Genomic DNA, 15,105 nt, shown 5'->3' on the forward strand with positions numbered 1-15,105 from the left:
GCTCTCTGCCCCCCGAGGGGGCGCATTTTTCCTTGGGGCGGCCCGGCGGAAAAACCCGGCCCCCACGCTCGCTCGCTGCGTGTAGCTCCGTGGCTGGTCCCCGTCTCGGCCAGCAGGGGCCGCGGGTCCGGCTTTGCCGGGCCGCAGGCGCAGCGCCCCCGGGGGGGGCAGCGAACCTCACGCAGTGGGGAGCGTGGGGGCACACAGCTCCATGCCCTTGAAACTCTTCCAGCGGGAACGACGCAGCCTGTTCGGGGAGATCCTGGACTGGATGCTCACACCGCTGCTGCTGCTGTGGCCGATCAGCCTGGCGCTGACCTGGCTGGTGGCGCAGAACATTGCCGGCAAGCCCTTTGACCGCGCGCTGGAGTACAACGTGCAGGCACTGGCCAAGCTGATCGTGGTCAGGAACAAACAGGTGCAGTTCAACCTGACCGCGCCGGCACGCGAAATATTGCGTGCCGACGATACCGACCTGGTGTTCTACCAGGTGCTGGGCGCGCGCGGCGAATACATTAGCGGCGAACACGACCTGCCCCTGCCGACGGACGAGGAAATGACCTTTGACGGCGAAGTACGGCTGCGGGAAGACATCATGCAAGGACAGGACGTGCGGGTGGCCTACACCTGGATCAAGGCCGACGTACCGGGCGGCCACCCCATCCTGGTACAGGTGGCCGAGACGCTGGAAAAGCGCAAGACACTGGCCACCGAGATCGTCAAGGGCGTGATGGTGCCGCAATTCGTCACCCTGCCGCTGGCCGTGCTGCTGGTCTGGCTGGCGCTGGTGCGCGGCATCAAGCCGCTGGACCAGCTGGAAAAACGCATTCGTGCACGCAAGTCCGACGACATGAGTCCGCTCGATGAAACCATCGTGCCCGAAGAGGTGGCGCCACTGGTCTCGTCCATCAACGACCTGCTCGGCCGCCTCAAGGTGCTGCTGACCACGCAGAAGCGCTTTCTCGCCGACGCCGCCCATCAGCTCAAGACGCCTCTGGCCGGACTGCGCATGCAGGCCGACCTGGCTCAGCGCGAGACCGACGCCGACGAACTTAAAAAATCCCTCAAACAGATCGGCCGCGCCAGTATCCGCGCCACCCACACCGTCAACCAGCTGCTGGCCCTGGCGCGCGCCGAAACCACCGGCCGCAGCCTGGCCAAGCAGCGGCTGGACCTGGTGCACATCCTGGCCGAGGCCATCCAGGACTCGGTGCCACGGGCGCTGGAAAAACACATCGATCTCGGCTACGAAGGCCCGCCGGCCGGCGAAGCCGCCAACATGCTGGAAGCCAACCCAACGCTGCTCAAGGAGTTGGTACGCAACCTGCTCGACAACGCGCTTAACTACACCCCCGAAGGCGGCCAGGTCACGGTCCGGCTGCTGACCGACCGCTTCAGCGGCGTGGTGGTGCTGCAGGTGGAGGACTCGGGCCCCGGCATCCCGGCCGCCGAGCGCGAGCTGGTGCTGCAGCCGTTTTACCGCGCGCTCGGCACCAATGTCGACGGCTCGGGGCTGGGGCTGGCGATCGTGGAGGAAATCGCCAAACAGCATGGTGCCACTGTCGTCGTTGACGACGCCATGCCCGGGCGCACGCCCCCGGGGACACGCATCACCGTTCGGTTCATGGGGTTTGCCGACCTGCCGCAGGAATAAATGCCGTCACGTCACTACACTGCGCAGTAGCCCCGAACCGACGACCTGCCACTGGATCCGCGATGAGCAAAACCACAGCCGCCAACAGCCAGCGCCACATGCGCTCCAGACTCAAGATCGGCCTCTCGGCCTGCTTTTCCCACGCCGACCCGACGCGTTCGCTGTTCACCGGAAAAACCTTGCAGTATGTCGAGCAGACGGTCGCCCACTGGATCATGTCTTCGGGTGCGATGGTGGTCATGGTGCCCTGCCCGACCGGCGCCACCCAGCGCGGCGATGCAGGTTTTGACGACTATGCCCAGTGGCTCGACGGCCTGGTGCTGCACGGCGGGGCCGATGTCTGGCCCGGCAGCTACGGCGAGGAGCCGCTCGAAGAACGCTGGTCCGGCGACCGCGTGCGCGACGATTACGACAAGGCCATGGTCGCCTCCTTCGTAAAAGCCGGCAAGCCGGTCTTCGGCATCTGCCGCGGCTTGCAACTGCTCAACGTGGCCTTCGGCGGGACGCTGTACCAGGACATCGCCACGCAGGTGCCCGAGTCCTTCCTGCATCGCGACGCCGTGATCTACGACCAGAACTTCCACAGCGTGGAGATCGTGCAGGGCACGCAGTTGTCCCGCCTTTACCCCGGCGTGGAACGCGCACGTGTCAACAGCATTCACCACCAGGGCATCAAGGACCTGTCGACCGAGTTCGTGGCCGAGGCCTTCAGCGTGCCTGACGGCATGGTGGAAGCCATACGCCGCAAGGACGCATCGAAAAGCTACATCGCGGCGCTGCAGTGGCACCCCGAGTTTCACCAGCCGGGCTCGGACACGATTGATGACGCGGCAGTGCTGGAGGATTTTCTGTCTGCCGTGAAAGAGGCGAAGAGCCGGGCGCCGATCGGCTAAACCGCTGACTTGGTGCGCAAATCAGCCCCCAGCCCCCGTCTGAGCTGCGCGGGTAGCTATTGAATTCGTAGCATTTTGATTGTCATCCCGGACTTGATCCGGGATCCATGTTGGCTAGCTCTTGCGGGGGTGGTGTGCCAACAAGCCGGGGGTTGCCCGGCGGCAAGTAACTTTCTTTTGTCTCGCCAAAAGAAAGTCACCAAAGAAAAGGCGACCCTACTGTCTGCGACCCTTCGCTTGCGCTCAGGGCAACCTGCGGTGCTCGGTCCAGCCGGGGTCGAGCTCGAACTCGCCTTCGGCTCAAACAATCGCTCGCCCTTATCCGTCTGGCCCTGCGCTCCTCGGCGCATCCAGAAGGGCGGCGGAAAAAAACCAATGCGTGGACAAATCCGGAGTCCTTGAAGCGCGCAGCGCTTCAAGGACGGGAATCCCAACGAACGGTCATGTTTGCACGCGAGCGCAGCGCACGCGGCCACATGAAGTCCCCTCCATCGCCCAGCGGGGCGAGGGAGGGGCTAGGGGTGGGGAGTTGAAACTACTGCCCGAAGCGAGCCGGGGACGGAGCGTGATACATGGCAGGCAGGCGGGGCCTATTCCGCCGTCAGATGTTTCCCCACAATCCCCGCCAGCTCAAACATTGTCACCTGCGGCTTGCCGAACACGGCCAGCAGCTTGGCATCGGCATTGATGGCGCGCTTGTTGGCCGCGTCCTGCAAACCCTCGGCCTTGATGTAGTCCCAGAGTTTCTTGATGACCTGGGTGCGCGCCACCGGTTCTGAACCGATGACCGCGGCCAGGGCGTCGCTGGGTTTGAGGCCGCTGCCCGGTTTGGCCACGCGCGGGGCCTTGGGTTTGGCGACCTTGGCGGCTGGTGTCTTTTTGGCGGCGACTTTTTTTGCAGCCACTTTTTTTGCGGCCGGGCCCGCGCCCTTGGCGGCCACGGTTTTGCCGAACGGCGTTTTCACCGTGCCGGTGCGCGGCGGGCCGGCGGTCTTGCGCGGGGGGAATTTGGATGGCGCAAACTCGAAGTTGACCTTGCCGGCTTCCGCGTCCCAGGCCAGCATGGCCTTGAAGGGCCGGCGCGTACGCATCGACACGAACTTGTCGAGCAGGTCGGTCTTGCCGCTGGTGAGCAGCTTGACCATCTGTTCGCGCTCAACCGGCTGCTGCAGGATCATCTGGCCGGTCTTGAAGTCGCAGCTGGGTGTCGGTTGCGCGTTGGTCGGCACTGACTTTTCACACACATAGTTCTTGCCGTGTTCAAACACACCTGCACCGCACTTGGGGCAGGCCCCCAACGACTGCTGGGCGCTGAAGTCCACGATCTCGCCGGTTTCGCCGGCCTTGTCGTCGCCGAAATCAAACTCGAGTTTGTAGTTCTTGGTCTCTTCGTCGAACTTGATGACCATCTCGGCCGTAAAAGGCCAGCCGGCCTTGGAGCGGAAGCCGTCCAGCGGGCCGATTTTTTTGTCGCGCAAAAACTGTTCCACCTCGGCCACCTCGAAGGTGCGACCGGCCGGCGTCTTGCCGAACGAGAAGCCGCAACCGTCGTCGCCTTTTTTGCCGGTGCAGGTGTAGCGGCGGTAGTTTTCCTTGATCACGCCGCCGCAGTTGGGGCAGGGCGCGCTCAGGGTGGCGTAGTCGCCGGGAATGGTGTCCTTGTCGTAACCTTTGGCCTTGTCGACCAGGTTCTTGGTCATGGCGGCAATTTCGGCCATGAAGGTCTCGCGGCTCAGCTTGCCGTGTTCCATCTGCGCGAGCTTGTGCTCCCACTCGCCGGTCAGGTCGGCGCGCGAGAGTTCTTCCACGCCCAGGCCGCGCAGCAGCGTCATGAGCTGGAAGGCCTTGGCCGTGGGGATCAGTTCGCGGCCTTCGCGCAGCATGTACTTTTCGTTGATCAGGCCCTCGATGGTGGCCGCGCGCGTGGCCGGCGTGCCCAGGCCTTTTTCCTGCATGGCTTCGCGCAGCTCGTCGTCGTCAATGGTCTTGCCCGCGCCTTCCATCGCGCCCAGCAAGGTGGCCTCTGAATACCTGGCCGGCGGCCGCGTCTTGAGCCCTTTGGCTTCGACCACTTCGGCACGCACCATCTCGCCCGGCTTGACCGGCACCAGGCTCTGGCCCTTGTCGCCTTCCTTGGCATCGGCCACTTCATCGGCGGCTTCCTTGCCGTAAATCGCCAGCCAGCCCGGCTTGACCAGCACCTTGCCTTCGGTCTTGAAGCTGTGGCCGACGGCCTGCGAAATACGTGTGGTGACCAGGTATTCAGCGCTCGGGAAAAACACCGCCATGAAACGGCGCACCACCAGGTCGTACAGCTTTTGCTCGGCGTCGCTCAGGCCGCTGGGCGCCTGCAGCGTGGGAATGATCGCAAAGTGATCGCTCACCTTGCTGTTGTCGAAAATGCGTTTGCTGGGCTTGATGTAGTTGCCCTTGAGGGCCGTGGCCGCGTGCGGCGCCAGGTGCTTCATGGGGCTGGCGGCCAGCATTTCAAAGGTTTGCTTGACCACCGGCACATAGTCTTCGGGCAGCGCCCGCGAATCGGTACGCGGGTAGGTCAGTGCCTTGTGGCGCTCGTACAGGCTTTGCGCGATCGACAGCGTGGTCTTGGCCGAAAAGCCGAACTTGCCGTTGGCCTCGCGCTGCAGCGAGGTCAGATCAAACAGCAGCCCCGCGGCCTGCGTGGTCGGCTTGCTTTCCTCGGTGACCGTGGCGGCCTTGCCGCGCACCGCGTCGGCAATCGCCAGTGCCTCGCGCTCGGACCAGACGCGGTCGGCTTTCAGCTCGGCATCAGGCTCGGCGTTGTCGGCGTTGGCGGCTGCCTTTTTCCACTTCGGGTCGAACCACTTGGCCGGGTATTCGCCGGCCTCAGCCAGAAACGTGGCGTGGATTTCCCAGTAGTCGCGGCTCACGAACTTGCGGATTTTTTCCTCGCGCTCGACCACCACCGACAGCGTCGGCGTCTGCACGCGCCCCACGGTGGTCAGAAAGAAGCCGCCATCACGCGAGTTGAAAGCCGTCATGGCACGCGTGCCGTTGATGCCGACCATCCAGTCGGCTTCGGAGCGCGAACGCGCAGCGTCGGCCAGGCCCTGCATTTGCTGGTCGCTGCGCAGGCTCTCGAAGCCGTCGCGGATCGCAGCCGGTGTCATGGACTGCAGCCAAAGCCGCTTGACCGGGTGTTTGCTCTTGGCGTACTGCTGGATCAATCGGAAGATCAGCTCGCCTTCGCGGCCCGCGTCGCAGGCGTTGACGAGGGCGTCCACGTCCTTGCGTTTGGTCAGCTTGACGATGGCATTGAGCCGCGTCTTGGTCTTGTCCATCGGCTTCAAGTCAAAGTAGGGCGGAATCACCGGCAGGTTGGCAAAACTCCACTTCCCGCGCTTGACGTCGAACTCTTCCGGCGCCTGGATTTCCACCAGATGGCCGACAGCCGAGGTGACCAGCCAGTCGTCGCTTTCAAAGTACTCATCGTGTTTTTCAAACTTGCCCGCGGTCGGCGTCATCGCCCGCACAATGTCCTGTGCGACCGAGGGTTTTTCTGCAATCACCAGCGTTTTCATAAGTACTTCTTCAAACCTTCTACATCTTCGGGGAGCATTTCCCCGCTTTCGGCAAACAGCACTTTTCCGCTTTTGCCATTGACTTTCAAAACCACCACCACCGGCAAACCGTCCGGCTTGGGCAGAACTCTGGCTACCTCAGGGGTCAGCATCCCGGCGGGAAAGCTGTAGCCCCGGGTCTTCATATAGTTGACCGCCGCAACAGCCTCCCTATCAATCGACAGCGCCAGCACCTCCAGCCCCTGCGCCTTCTGCGCGCGCCATAAAGACTCAATGTAAGGCGACTGCACCGCACAAAAAGGGCACCAGCTGGCCCACCAGTACACCACAAGCAGCTTTCCCTGCATCTGTTCCGGCGTCCAGGCTCGCCCGTCCAGCAGGCTCAAGGCCGGCAAAGTCAGGGTGCTGCCCAGCCTGGGCAAGGGGCTGTCCGAACCCCTGGACCAGGCCAGCGGCCCCAGGCCCGCGGCGGCCAGCGCGGCGACGGACTCGATGGCCTTGCGGCGGTTCAACATGGCTTGCTCCTTGCGTGCATCACTACAATAACGGCTTCGCGCGTGCGCATGCGCGCACCCGCATGTGCGCGCACATGCATGAATTAACCATACCAAAAAAATACGTCGTGTCAAAAACTCAGGTCTCTGCCCCCCTTTCCAGCCCGCCTGCCAGACCCGCTCCTGAAGCCGGCCGCCGTATTCAAACCCGGGTATCCAACGTCCATGGCAAGGGCGTGTTCGCCGTGCAGGACCTGGCCGAAGGCGAGACGCTGATCGAATACGTCGGTGAAGTGATCACCTGGAAAGAAGCCCTGCGCCGGCACCCGCACGACCCGAAGGACCCGAACCACACCTTCTACTTTCACATCGATGAAAAGCATGTGATCGACGCCAAGTACGGCGGCAATTCCTCGCGCTGGATCAACCACAGCTGCAATCCCAACTGCGAGGCTGACGAACAGGACGGCCGCGTCTTCATCAAGGCGCGGCGCAACATCCAGGCCGGCGACGAGCTGTTTTACGACTACGGCCTGATCATCGACGCGCCCTACACGAAAAAACTGCTGGCCGAGTACCCCTGCTGGTGCGGCGCCAAAAACTGCCGTGGCACCCTGCTGGCGCCCAAGGACGACAAACCGGGCAAGAAGGACAAAAAGAAGAACAAGCCTGAAAAGGCGTCCGGTGCCGACAAGCCCGTGAAGGGCAAGCAGCTCAGGAAAGAGCTGAACAAGGAACTCCGGAAAGTCCTGAAGAAAGCCGGCAAGACCGGAAAAGCCGGGAAGGCCGACAAACCAGGCAAGGGCAAAAAGGACTGAGCGGTCCCTGCCGTGCACCCCCCTCCTGCTGCCCCCATCCGCTGGCCCGCCGAGGCCATCTGGGAGGCCGTGGCGCCGGTGTTGCCCGGTTTCACGGTCGAGGTGCTGCCGCAGCTGGATTCGACCAACACCGAACTGATGCGGCGTTTCCGGGCAGCCGGGCCTGACGCATGTGCGCCGGTGCTGCTGGTGGCCGAGCAGCAGACTGCCGGTCGTGGCCGCATGGGCCGCAGCTGGCAAAGCAGCGTCGGCGACAGCCTGACCTTTTCCCTGGGCCTGCCCCTGAAGCCGGCCGACTGGTCGGGCCTGTCGCTGGCGGTCGGCATCAGCATTGCCGAGAGCCTGGAGCCCGGCAACCCCGCCGCACCTGCCATCCGCCTCAAATGGCCCAACGACCTGTGGCTGGGCAACACGAGCGGCGAATCCAAGCTGGCAGGCATCCTGGTCGAAACCGCCAACTGGGGCGAGCAGCGTTACGTGGTCATCGGCGTCGGCATCAACGTCCGACCGATGGCGCAGCCGCTGACCCCTGCGGGCGCCGGCCAGCCGGCCGCACTGGCACCCGGCGCCCTGCAGGCGCTGCAGCCCGGCATCGACGTCGCGCAAACGCTGCTGCGCGTGGCGGCGCCGCTGGTGCAGGCGGTGCAGGCTTTTGGCCTGTTTGGTTTTGCGCCGTTTCAGGCCCGTTATGCGGCGCGTGACGCGCTCGCCGGCCGCGCCGTGCAGCTGTCCGACGGCACCCAGGGCGTGGCCCACGGGGTCGGCGAAAACGGCGCGCTGCTGGTGCATACTGCGGCTGGCATGAAAGAAATCACCAGCTCCGAAGTCAGCGTCCGGCCCGTGACGCCCCCCACCGCAGGCAGCGCGCGCCCATGCTGAGGCTGGTGGTGCTGCTGCTGGCGCTGGCCAACGTCGCCTACTTCGCCTGGTCCCGGGGCGCGCTGGCGCCGCTGGGCATGACGCCCAGCGTGCAGACCGAGCCCCAGCGCATGGCCACGCAGATCCGGCCCGAAGCCATCCGCCTGCTGAACGCCGACGAAACCCGGCAGCTTGAAAACAGCGGCGGCGCGGCCCGCCCGGGCAATGGCGCCAGCGCCGCGGCCGAAGCCACCGCCCCCGAATGCCTGCAGGCCGGCTTGTTCAACGAGCAGCAGACCACGACCTTGCGGGCCAGCCTGGAAAAAGCACTGCCCTCCGGCAGCTGGCAATTCGAGAGCAGCGCCGAGCCGGCGCGCTGGATTGTCTACATGGGCAAATACCCCAGCGAAGACGCCCTGGCCAAAAAACGCAACGAGCTGCGCCAGCTCGGCGTGGCCTTCCGTCCGGTCAGCAACGACGCGCTCGCCCCGGGGCTGGCACTGGCCAGCTTTGCACAGCAGGCCGACGCTGACAAGGAACTCGCGCGCGTTGCCAACAAGGGCGTGCGCACCGCCCGCGTGGTCCAGGAGCGCGCCGAGGCACGCGGCCAGATCCTCAAGCTCGCCGCGGTGGATGCCGCCCTGCACGCGCAGCTCGACGTGCTCAAGCCGCAGCTGGAGGGCAAGGCGCTGCGGCCCTGCCCTTGAATCGCCGCGCACCTGATTTGCTACATATTCGATAGCTGCTTGCGCCCGCCAGATATGGGCTGACGACCAATTTTAGTTACAAGACTGAGGCCTCAGCGGTCCTGTGCACGCACCGGCCGCTTGAACAGCTTGTGCACCAACGCCCGCATCCACTGGTGCGCCGGGTCCTTGTCGGTGCTGCTGTGCCAGACCAGGCGGACCTCGTACGCCGGCACACCGGGAATGCCCCAGACCCGGCAGTCGTAACGCTGGCGCAGGTTGCGCGCATACATTTCCGGCACGATGGACAGCAGGTCCGAGGTGAGCGCAAGGTCAGGCAGTGCGCCAAAGTGACGGGCCCGGAGCACGATGCGGTGTTCCAGTTTCATGCGCGCCAGCATCTGCTCGACGCTGCCGTGAAAGGTCGCCGTCGGCGCGGCCACGACAAAAGAGGCCTCGGCCAGTTGCTGCGGCGTCAGGCTGCGGCCGCTGCGGCCGGAGGCGGGCCGCCACTGCGGTGCGGCTATGGCCACATAACGCTCACGAAACAGCAGCTCGGTGCGTATGCCCCGGTGGCGCGGCTGCAGGATGCCGATGGCCAGGTCAATCTCGCGCGCCTCCAGCGCAGCCGCCACGTCACCGGAGGCCACCGAGATATTGGACAGGCGCGCGCTTGGGGCCTGGCTGCGCATCGCGCCGGCCAGCTCCGGCAGGAACAGCATCTCCCCGAGATCGGACAGCGACAGCCGCCAGTGCATGTCGCTGCGAAGCGGATCGAACTCCTCATGACCGGTGACCAGCGTCTCCAGCGCCAGCAGCTGGGCCAGCACCGCAGGCGCCAGCTGCTCGCACAGGCGCGTCGGCTTCAGGCCTGACGGCGCGCGGACAAACAGTTCATCCTCGAAAAAGCTGCGCAGCCGCGCCAGCGCATTGCTGGTGGCCGGTTGCGACAGCGCCAGCGTCTTGCCGGCCAGCGTCACCGAGCCGGTGCGGTGAATGGCCGCCAGCACACGCAGCAGGTTGAGGTCGAGTTGACGGAAATTCATCGCCGCGCCTTTCGTGAAGAACCCTGTGAATGGGTCTCAGGGTTGTCCCGAATTATTGATCAAACGCATGTGCCTTATTCATACAATCCATTTGCATGATGCTTTCAAGCTGCGTAAATTGCGATGCAAACAGAAAGCCATTGATGCAGCAAGCACCTATTTTCCAGACCACGAACGCCGTTGCGGTCAACGGGGCGACGCATGGCTGAACGCTCGTTTGCCGCCGAGGTGGAAAAACTGCGCCTGGGCGCGGGGGAAGAGTTTCGCGGCGAGGGCATCCTGGCCGTCACCAAGGCCCTGCTGCAGTCCGGCGTGTCTTATGTCGCCGGCTACCAGGGTGCGCCGATTTCACACCTGATGGACGTGCTCACCGATGCCAACGACATCCTGCAGGAACTCGGCGTGCGTTTCGAGCACAGCGCCTCCGAAGCCACCGCCACCGCCACGCTGGCCGCGTCCGTCAACTACCCGCTGCGCGGCGCGGTGACCTTCAAGTCCACCGTCGGCACCAACGTGGCCTCCGACGCGCTCGCCAACCTGGCCTCGGGCGGCGTCACAGGCGGCGCGCTGCTGATCGTCGGTGAGGACTACGGCGAGGGTTCCAGCATCATGCAGGAACGCTCGCATGCCTTTGCCATGAAGTCACAGGTCTGGCTGATGGACCCGCGCCCCAACCTCGAAAGCATTGTGCAGGCAGTTGAAATGGGGTTTGAGCTGTCCGAAGCCAGCCGCACGCCGGTGATGCTGGAGCTGCGCATACGCGCCTGCCACGTGCATGGGCGTTTTCCCGCCAAGGACAACAAACGCTCGGTCTTCACGCTCAAGGACGCGATGGAAAACCCGCAGCGCGACGCCAGCCGCATCGTGCTGCCGCCGGCGAGTTACGCGCAGGAGCAGGAAAAAATCACCGAGCGCTGGCCAGCCGCGGTGAAATTCATCCAGCAGCACCAGCTCAACGAATTTTTCGCCGAGGATGCGAAAGACTTCGGTATCGTCATGCAGGGCGGCCTGTACAACAGCGTGTTGCGCTCGCTTGAGCTGCTCGGTATGGCCGATGCCTTCGGGCAGTCGCAGGTGCCGCTGTATGTGCTGAACCTGACCTACCCGCTGATCGACGACGAGTTCAAGCGCTTCTGCGCCGGCAAGCGCGGCATTTTGCTGGTCGAGGAAGGCCAGCCCGACTTCATCGAACAGAACGTCAACACCATCCTGCGCCGGGCCGACCTGCAGACCCGGGTGCACGGCAAGGACCTGTTGCCCATGGCCGGCGAATACACCGGCGGTGTCGTGCTCAAGGGCCTGGCCCGCTTCATCGCGCTTTATGCACCCGAGCTGCTGGAAGGCCGGGAGCTGCCCCTGGCGGCGCGCCCCGCGGCCACCGGCCTGGCGCTGCTGGACGGCAACCCCAAGGCTTTTGCGATCCAGGCCGCCTCTGCCGAAGTGCAGGCCCGCCCGCCCTCGTTTTGTACCGGCTGCCCCGAGCGCCCCATCTTCACCGCGATGAAACTGCTCGAGCGGGAACTCGGCCAGCACCATGTGAGCTGCGACATCGGCTGCCACCTGTTTTCCATCCTGCCGCCTTTCAACATCGGCGCCACCACCATGGGTTACGGTCTGGGCTGGGCCGGCGCCTCGGCCTTCAACACCACCGAAACCTCCAAACGCACGATTGCCATGATGGGCGACGGCGGCTTCTGGCACAACGGGCTGACCAGCGGCGTCGGCAACGCCGTGTTCAACCAGACCGACAACGTGCTGCTGGTGGTGGACAACGGTTATTCGGCCGCCACCGGCGGACAGGACGTGCTGTCGTCCAAGGCGGTCAACCCGCTGCGCAGCACCAACAACCCGATCGAGAAAGCCGTGCGCGGCGTCGGCGTGAAATGGGCCAAAACGGTGACCAACACCTACAGCCTGACGCAGATGCGCGACACCCTGCGCGAAGCCCTGACCACGAAAGAAAAAGGCCCCAAGGTCATCATTGCGCAAAGCGAATGCATGCTGAACCGCCAGCGCCGGGTCAAGCCGCAGATCCGCAAGATGATTGCCGGCGGCGAGCGTGTGGTGCGTGAACGTTTCGGCATCGACCCCGACACCTGCACCGGCGACCACTCGTGCATCCGGCTCTCGGGCTGCCCCTCGCTGACCATCAAACCCAACCCCGACCCGTTGCGGCGCGACCCGATTGCCACGGTGATCGACAGTTGTGTGGGCTGCGGCCTGTGCGGCGAAGTGGCGCACGCCGCGGTGCTCTGCCCCTCGTTTTACCGCGCCGAGATCATCAACAACCCGACCGCCTGGGACGGCTTCAAGCTGAAGCTGCGCACAGCGGTGATCGGCTGGCTGCAAAACCGCATCGAGCGCCGGCTTGAGGGGATTGCGGCATGACTGAAACACTGCTGAGATCGGGCAGTCCCGCACTGAGCGCCGCCGGGCCGCCCCAAGGCGCGAGCGCCCCCTCGGGGGGCAGTGCAGTACACGGAGTGACAAACGTGGGGGCTCGTTCAATCACCATCGCCATTCTCGCGATGGGCGGTGAAGGCGGCGGGGTGCTGGCCGACTGGCTGGTGGACCTGGCCGAGCAGAACGGTTACTTCGCGCAGACCACCTCGGTGCCGGGCGTGGCGCAGCGCACCGGCGCCACCGTGTATTACCTCGAGATGTTCCCCGAAGCCGCCGTGCCCGCGGGCCGCATGCCGGTCATGGCGCTGAGCCCGGTGCCCGGCGAGGTCGACATCGTGATCGCCTCGGAACTGATGGAAGCCGGCCGCGCCCTGCAGCGCGGCCTGGTCACGGCGAACCGCACCACTTTTGTGGCCTCGACGCACCGTGTGTACTCCATGACCGAGCGCACCGCCATGGGCGACGGCCGCGTCAGCTCGGACAAGCTGCTCGAAGGCGGGCGCGCCGCGGCCCGGCATTTCGTCAGCGCCGACTTTGCCCAGCTGGCCGAAGCCACCGGCAGCCTGATCAGCCCCACCCTGTATGGCGCGCTGGCCGCCACCGCCCGGCTGCCTTTTACCCGCGAACAGTTCGAAGCCACCATCACGCGCGGCGGCGTCGGCGTCAGCTCCAGCCTGAAGGCCTTTGCGGCCGGTTTCGCCGTGGCACAGCAAACGCTGGCACCGCCTGCCGCAGCAGCAGCCATGCCGGCGGCCCCACCCATGCCCCCGGTGGGCGCGCGGCTCGCAGCCCTGGCGCTGCGTATTGAACAGGACTTTCCGGCCAGCAGCCGCGCGACGCTGGCCGCCGGCATTGTGCGTATGGCCGACTACCAGGATGTGGCCTACGCCGCGAGCTACCTGGACCGCCTGCAGCCGCTGCTGGCCCGCCTGCCGGCCGAGCCTGCGCTGGCCGCCGAGCTGCTGGACGAAACCGCGCGCCATCTGGCACTGTGGATGTCCTACGAAGACACCGTACGTGTGGCCGACCTGAAAACCAGGCGCTCGCGGTTTGCGCGCGTCGGCGGCGAAGTCAAATTGAGCAACACGCAGCACCTGGGCATCAACGAGTTCCTGCATCCGCGTGTCGAGGAAATTGCCGACACCTTGCCGGCAGGTTTGGGGCGCTGGCTGCTGGCCACGCCCTGGGCGCGCGCCTGCATCGAGCCCTTCACGCGCAAGGGCCGCATCGTGCAGACCAGCTCGATACGCGGCTACCTGCTGCTCTACACGATTGCCGCACTGCGGCCGCTGCGCCCGCGCTCACTGCGTTTTCAGGTCGAGCAGCAGCGCATCAGCGGCTGGCTGGCCAGCATAGAAAGCCTGGCGACTATCCACCCGGCGCTGGCGATGGAGGTGGCTCGCTCGCAGCGCCTGGTCAAGGGCTACGGCGACACCCATGAGCGCGGCTGGCGCAGCTACCAGCGTGTGATGGCCAAGCTGCCGCAACTCCAGGCGCAGCCGCAGGGCGCGCGAACCCTGCAGGCCCTGAGCCAGGCCGCGCTGGCCGACGACAGCGGCAAGGCGCTGGAACAGATGCTGGCGACGGTGTAGGTCACCGGCGTGAGAGTGGCAGTTGCCCGCATTGACGGGATTTTGTGCAGAGCGGATCATCGATAACACCATGAACAGGAGACAGACCCCATGAAACTCAGCTTTTCAAACACCGTCAGGACGGTTTCGGCCGTGCTGGTTGCCGCCAGCTTTTCGGGCGGCGTCGCCGCCCAGGAAGTCACGCTGCGCCTTGTCAGTGCGTTTGCCGAAAACGGCATTTACGTGCAGCGCCTGCAGCCCTGGATCAACAAGGTCAACGCCGAAGGCAAGGGCGTACTGCAGATCAACTTCCTCGGCGGCCCGAAAGCCATCCCCACCTTTGAGGCCGGCAATGCGGTGAAGACCGGCGTCGTCGACATGGCGCTGAACACGGGGGCGTTTTACACCAACGTCATGCCCGAGGCCGACTTCCTCAAGCTGACCCAGATCCCCGTGGCCGAGCAGCGCAAGAACGGCGCCTTCGACGCGATCAACAAGGTCTGGAACGAGAAGGGCAACATGCAGTACCTGGCCCGCATGGTCGAGAACCAGCCCTTTCACATCTACACCAACAAAAAGGTCGACAAGCCCGACCTGACCGGCCAGAAGATCCGCATCACCCCGGTGTACCGCGACTTCTTCCAGGCGCTCAATGCCAACGTCATCACCACGCCACCCGGCGAGGTCTACACCGCGCTCGAGCGCGGCGTGGTTGACGGCTACGGCTGGCCGATCGGCGGCATTTTTGATTTGAACTGGCACGAAAAAACCAAGTTCCGCATCGACCCCGGTTTCTACGACGCCGAAGTCTCGCTGATCATGAACCTGCCGGCCTGGAAAAAACTCACCGACACGCAGCGCAGCTACCTGCAAAAGCAGCTGCTCGCGCTCGAAGCCGAGAATACCTTCTGGGCCCAGTACACCACCACCGAAACCGCCCGCCAGCAGGCGGCCGGCATCCAGACCATCAAGTTTGATGCCGCCACGGCCAAGGCCTTCCGCGACAAGGCTTACGACATCGGCTGGGCCGGCGCCGCCAAGCAAAACCCGGACATCGCCGCCCGCTTCAAGGCGCTGTTTTCCAAATGAGGGGCCACCCGCAGCCGGCGCACGCCCGCCCTC

The 15,105-nt window shown here is 64.9% G+C and carries 11 protein-coding genes; 8 read left to right on the forward strand and 3 right to left on the reverse strand.

The genetic code is table 11. From position 1 onward, the window contains the following. The first annotated feature begins 211 nt into the window (after positions 1-211). Entirely contained in the window at positions 212-1,654 is a 1,443-nt protein-coding gene (locus tag PSV26_RS04020) for a sensor histidine kinase (RefSeq protein ID WP_300568083.1), read from the forward strand. Between the two features lie 62 nt (positions 1,655-1,716). Then, positions 1,717-2,547: a gamma-glutamyl-gamma-aminobutyrate hydrolase family protein gene (locus PSV26_RS04025; protein WP_300568085.1), complete on the forward strand. Its 831-nt coding sequence runs from the start codon at positions 1,717-1,719 to the stop codon at positions 2,545-2,547. Positions 2,548-3,137: 590 nt separating this feature from the next. Here PSV26_RS04025 and PSV26_RS04030 read toward each other — a convergent pair. Further along, positions 3,138-6,107 carry a DNA topoisomerase III gene (locus PSV26_RS04030; RefSeq protein WP_300568088.1) on the reverse strand — a complete coding sequence of 990 codons (2,970 nt, stop codon included), beginning with the start codon at positions 6,105-6,107 and terminating at the stop codon, positions 3,138-3,140. Then, on the reverse strand, positions 6,104-6,622 hold the full coding sequence (locus tag PSV26_RS04035) for a TlpA disulfide reductase family protein (RefSeq protein WP_300568091.1): 519 nt from the start codon (positions 6,620-6,622) through the stop codon (positions 6,104-6,106). The genes PSV26_RS04030 and PSV26_RS04035 overlap by 4 nt, the downstream gene beginning before the upstream one ends. A 74-nt stretch (positions 6,623-6,696) precedes the next feature. Here PSV26_RS04035 and PSV26_RS04040 point away from each other — a divergent pair, with 74 nt between their 5' ends. Genes PSV26_RS04040 through PSV26_RS04050 form a run of 3 tightly spaced genes read left to right on the forward strand, consistent with a single transcriptional unit; the run spans position 6,697 to position 8,984 of the window. Further along, a complete protein-coding gene (locus tag PSV26_RS04040; RefSeq protein WP_300568094.1) occupies positions 6,697-7,419 on the forward strand; it encodes an SET domain-containing protein-lysine N-methyltransferase in 723 nt (240 codons plus the stop codon). A 12-nt stretch (positions 7,420-7,431) separates the two neighbouring features. Further along, positions 7,432-8,298, forward strand: a complete 867-nt coding sequence (locus PSV26_RS04045; protein WP_300511965.1) for a biotin--[acetyl-CoA-carboxylase] ligase — start codon at positions 7,432-7,434, stop codon at positions 8,296-8,298. After that, positions 8,292-8,984 (forward strand): SPOR domain-containing protein, encoded by a 693-nt coding sequence (locus tag PSV26_RS04050; RefSeq protein WP_300511964.1) that lies wholly within the window; start codon positions 8,292-8,294, stop codon positions 8,982-8,984. The genes PSV26_RS04045 and PSV26_RS04050 overlap by 7 nt, the downstream gene beginning before the upstream one ends. Positions 8,985-9,076: 92 nt before the next feature. Here the strand turns inward: PSV26_RS04050 and PSV26_RS04055 are convergent, their stop codons facing one another. Continuing rightward, positions 9,077-10,009, reverse strand: a complete 933-nt coding sequence (locus PSV26_RS04055) for a LysR family transcriptional regulator (RefSeq protein ID WP_300568097.1) — start codon at positions 10,007-10,009, stop codon at positions 9,077-9,079. Positions 10,010-10,210: 201 nt separating this feature from the next. Here PSV26_RS04055 and PSV26_RS04060 point away from each other — a divergent pair, with 201 nt between their 5' ends. The 3 genes from PSV26_RS04060 to dctP all read left to right on the forward strand — a co-directional run bounded on the left by PSV26_RS04060 (position 10,211) and on the right by dctP (position 15,072). Next, positions 10,211-12,397 (forward strand): indolepyruvate ferredoxin oxidoreductase subunit alpha, encoded by a 2,187-nt coding sequence (locus tag PSV26_RS04060; protein ID WP_300568100.1) that lies wholly within the window; start codon positions 10,211-10,213, stop codon positions 12,395-12,397. A 140-nt stretch (positions 12,398-12,537) separates the two neighbouring features. Further along, positions 12,538-14,004 carry an indolepyruvate oxidoreductase subunit beta family protein gene (locus tag PSV26_RS04065; protein ID WP_300568613.1) on the forward strand — a complete coding sequence of 489 codons (1,467 nt, stop codon included), beginning with the start codon at positions 12,538-12,540 and terminating at the stop codon, positions 14,002-14,004. A gap of 90 nt (positions 14,005-14,094) precedes the next feature. Further along, positions 14,095-15,072 (forward strand): TRAP transporter substrate-binding protein DctP, encoded by a 978-nt coding sequence (gene dctP, locus PSV26_RS04070; RefSeq protein ID WP_300568103.1) that lies wholly within the window; start codon positions 14,095-14,097, stop codon positions 15,070-15,072. Positions 15,073-15,105 lie beyond the last annotated feature (33 nt).

Origin of the sequence: Polaromonas sp. (genome assembly GCF_029945685.1) — a bacterium.
Classification (GTDB): Bacteria; Pseudomonadota; Gammaproteobacteria; order Burkholderiales; family Burkholderiaceae_C; genus Polaromonas.

Bases quoted from the DNA above. Each gene is read 5' to 3' on its own strand.
- PSV26_RS04020 (WP_300568083.1), top strand. From the start codon at position 212: ATGCCCTTGAAACTCTTCCAGCGGGAACGACGCAGCCTGTTCGGGGAG.
- PSV26_RS04025 (WP_300568085.1), top strand. From the start codon at position 1,717: ATGAGCAAAACCACAGCCGCCAACAGCCAGCGCCACATGCGCTCCAGA.
- PSV26_RS04030 (WP_300568088.1), bottom strand. From the start codon at position 6,107: ATGAAAACGCTGGTGATTGCAGAAAAACCCTCGGTCGCACAGGACATT.
- PSV26_RS04035 (WP_300568091.1), bottom strand. From the start codon at position 6,622: ATGTTGAACCGCCGCAAGGCCATCGAGTCCGTCGCCGCGCTGGCCGCC.
- PSV26_RS04040 (WP_300568094.1), top strand. From the start codon at position 6,697: ATGCATGAATTAACCATACCAAAAAAATACGTCGTGTCAAAAACTCAG.
- PSV26_RS04050 (WP_300511964.1), top strand. From the start codon at position 8,292: ATGCTGAGGCTGGTGGTGCTGCTGCTGGCGCTGGCCAACGTCGCCTAC.
- PSV26_RS04055 (WP_300568097.1), bottom strand. From the start codon at position 10,009: ATGAATTTCCGTCAACTCGACCTCAACCTGCTGCGTGTGCTGGCGGCC.
- PSV26_RS04060 (WP_300568100.1), top strand. From the start codon at position 10,211: ATGGCTGAACGCTCGTTTGCCGCCGAGGTGGAAAAACTGCGCCTGGGC.
- PSV26_RS04065 (WP_300568613.1), top strand. From the start codon at position 12,538: ATGGGCGGTGAAGGCGGCGGGGTGCTGGCCGACTGGCTGGTGGACCTG.
- dctP (WP_300568103.1), top strand. From the start codon at position 14,095: ATGAAACTCAGCTTTTCAAACACCGTCAGGACGGTTTCGGCCGTGCTG.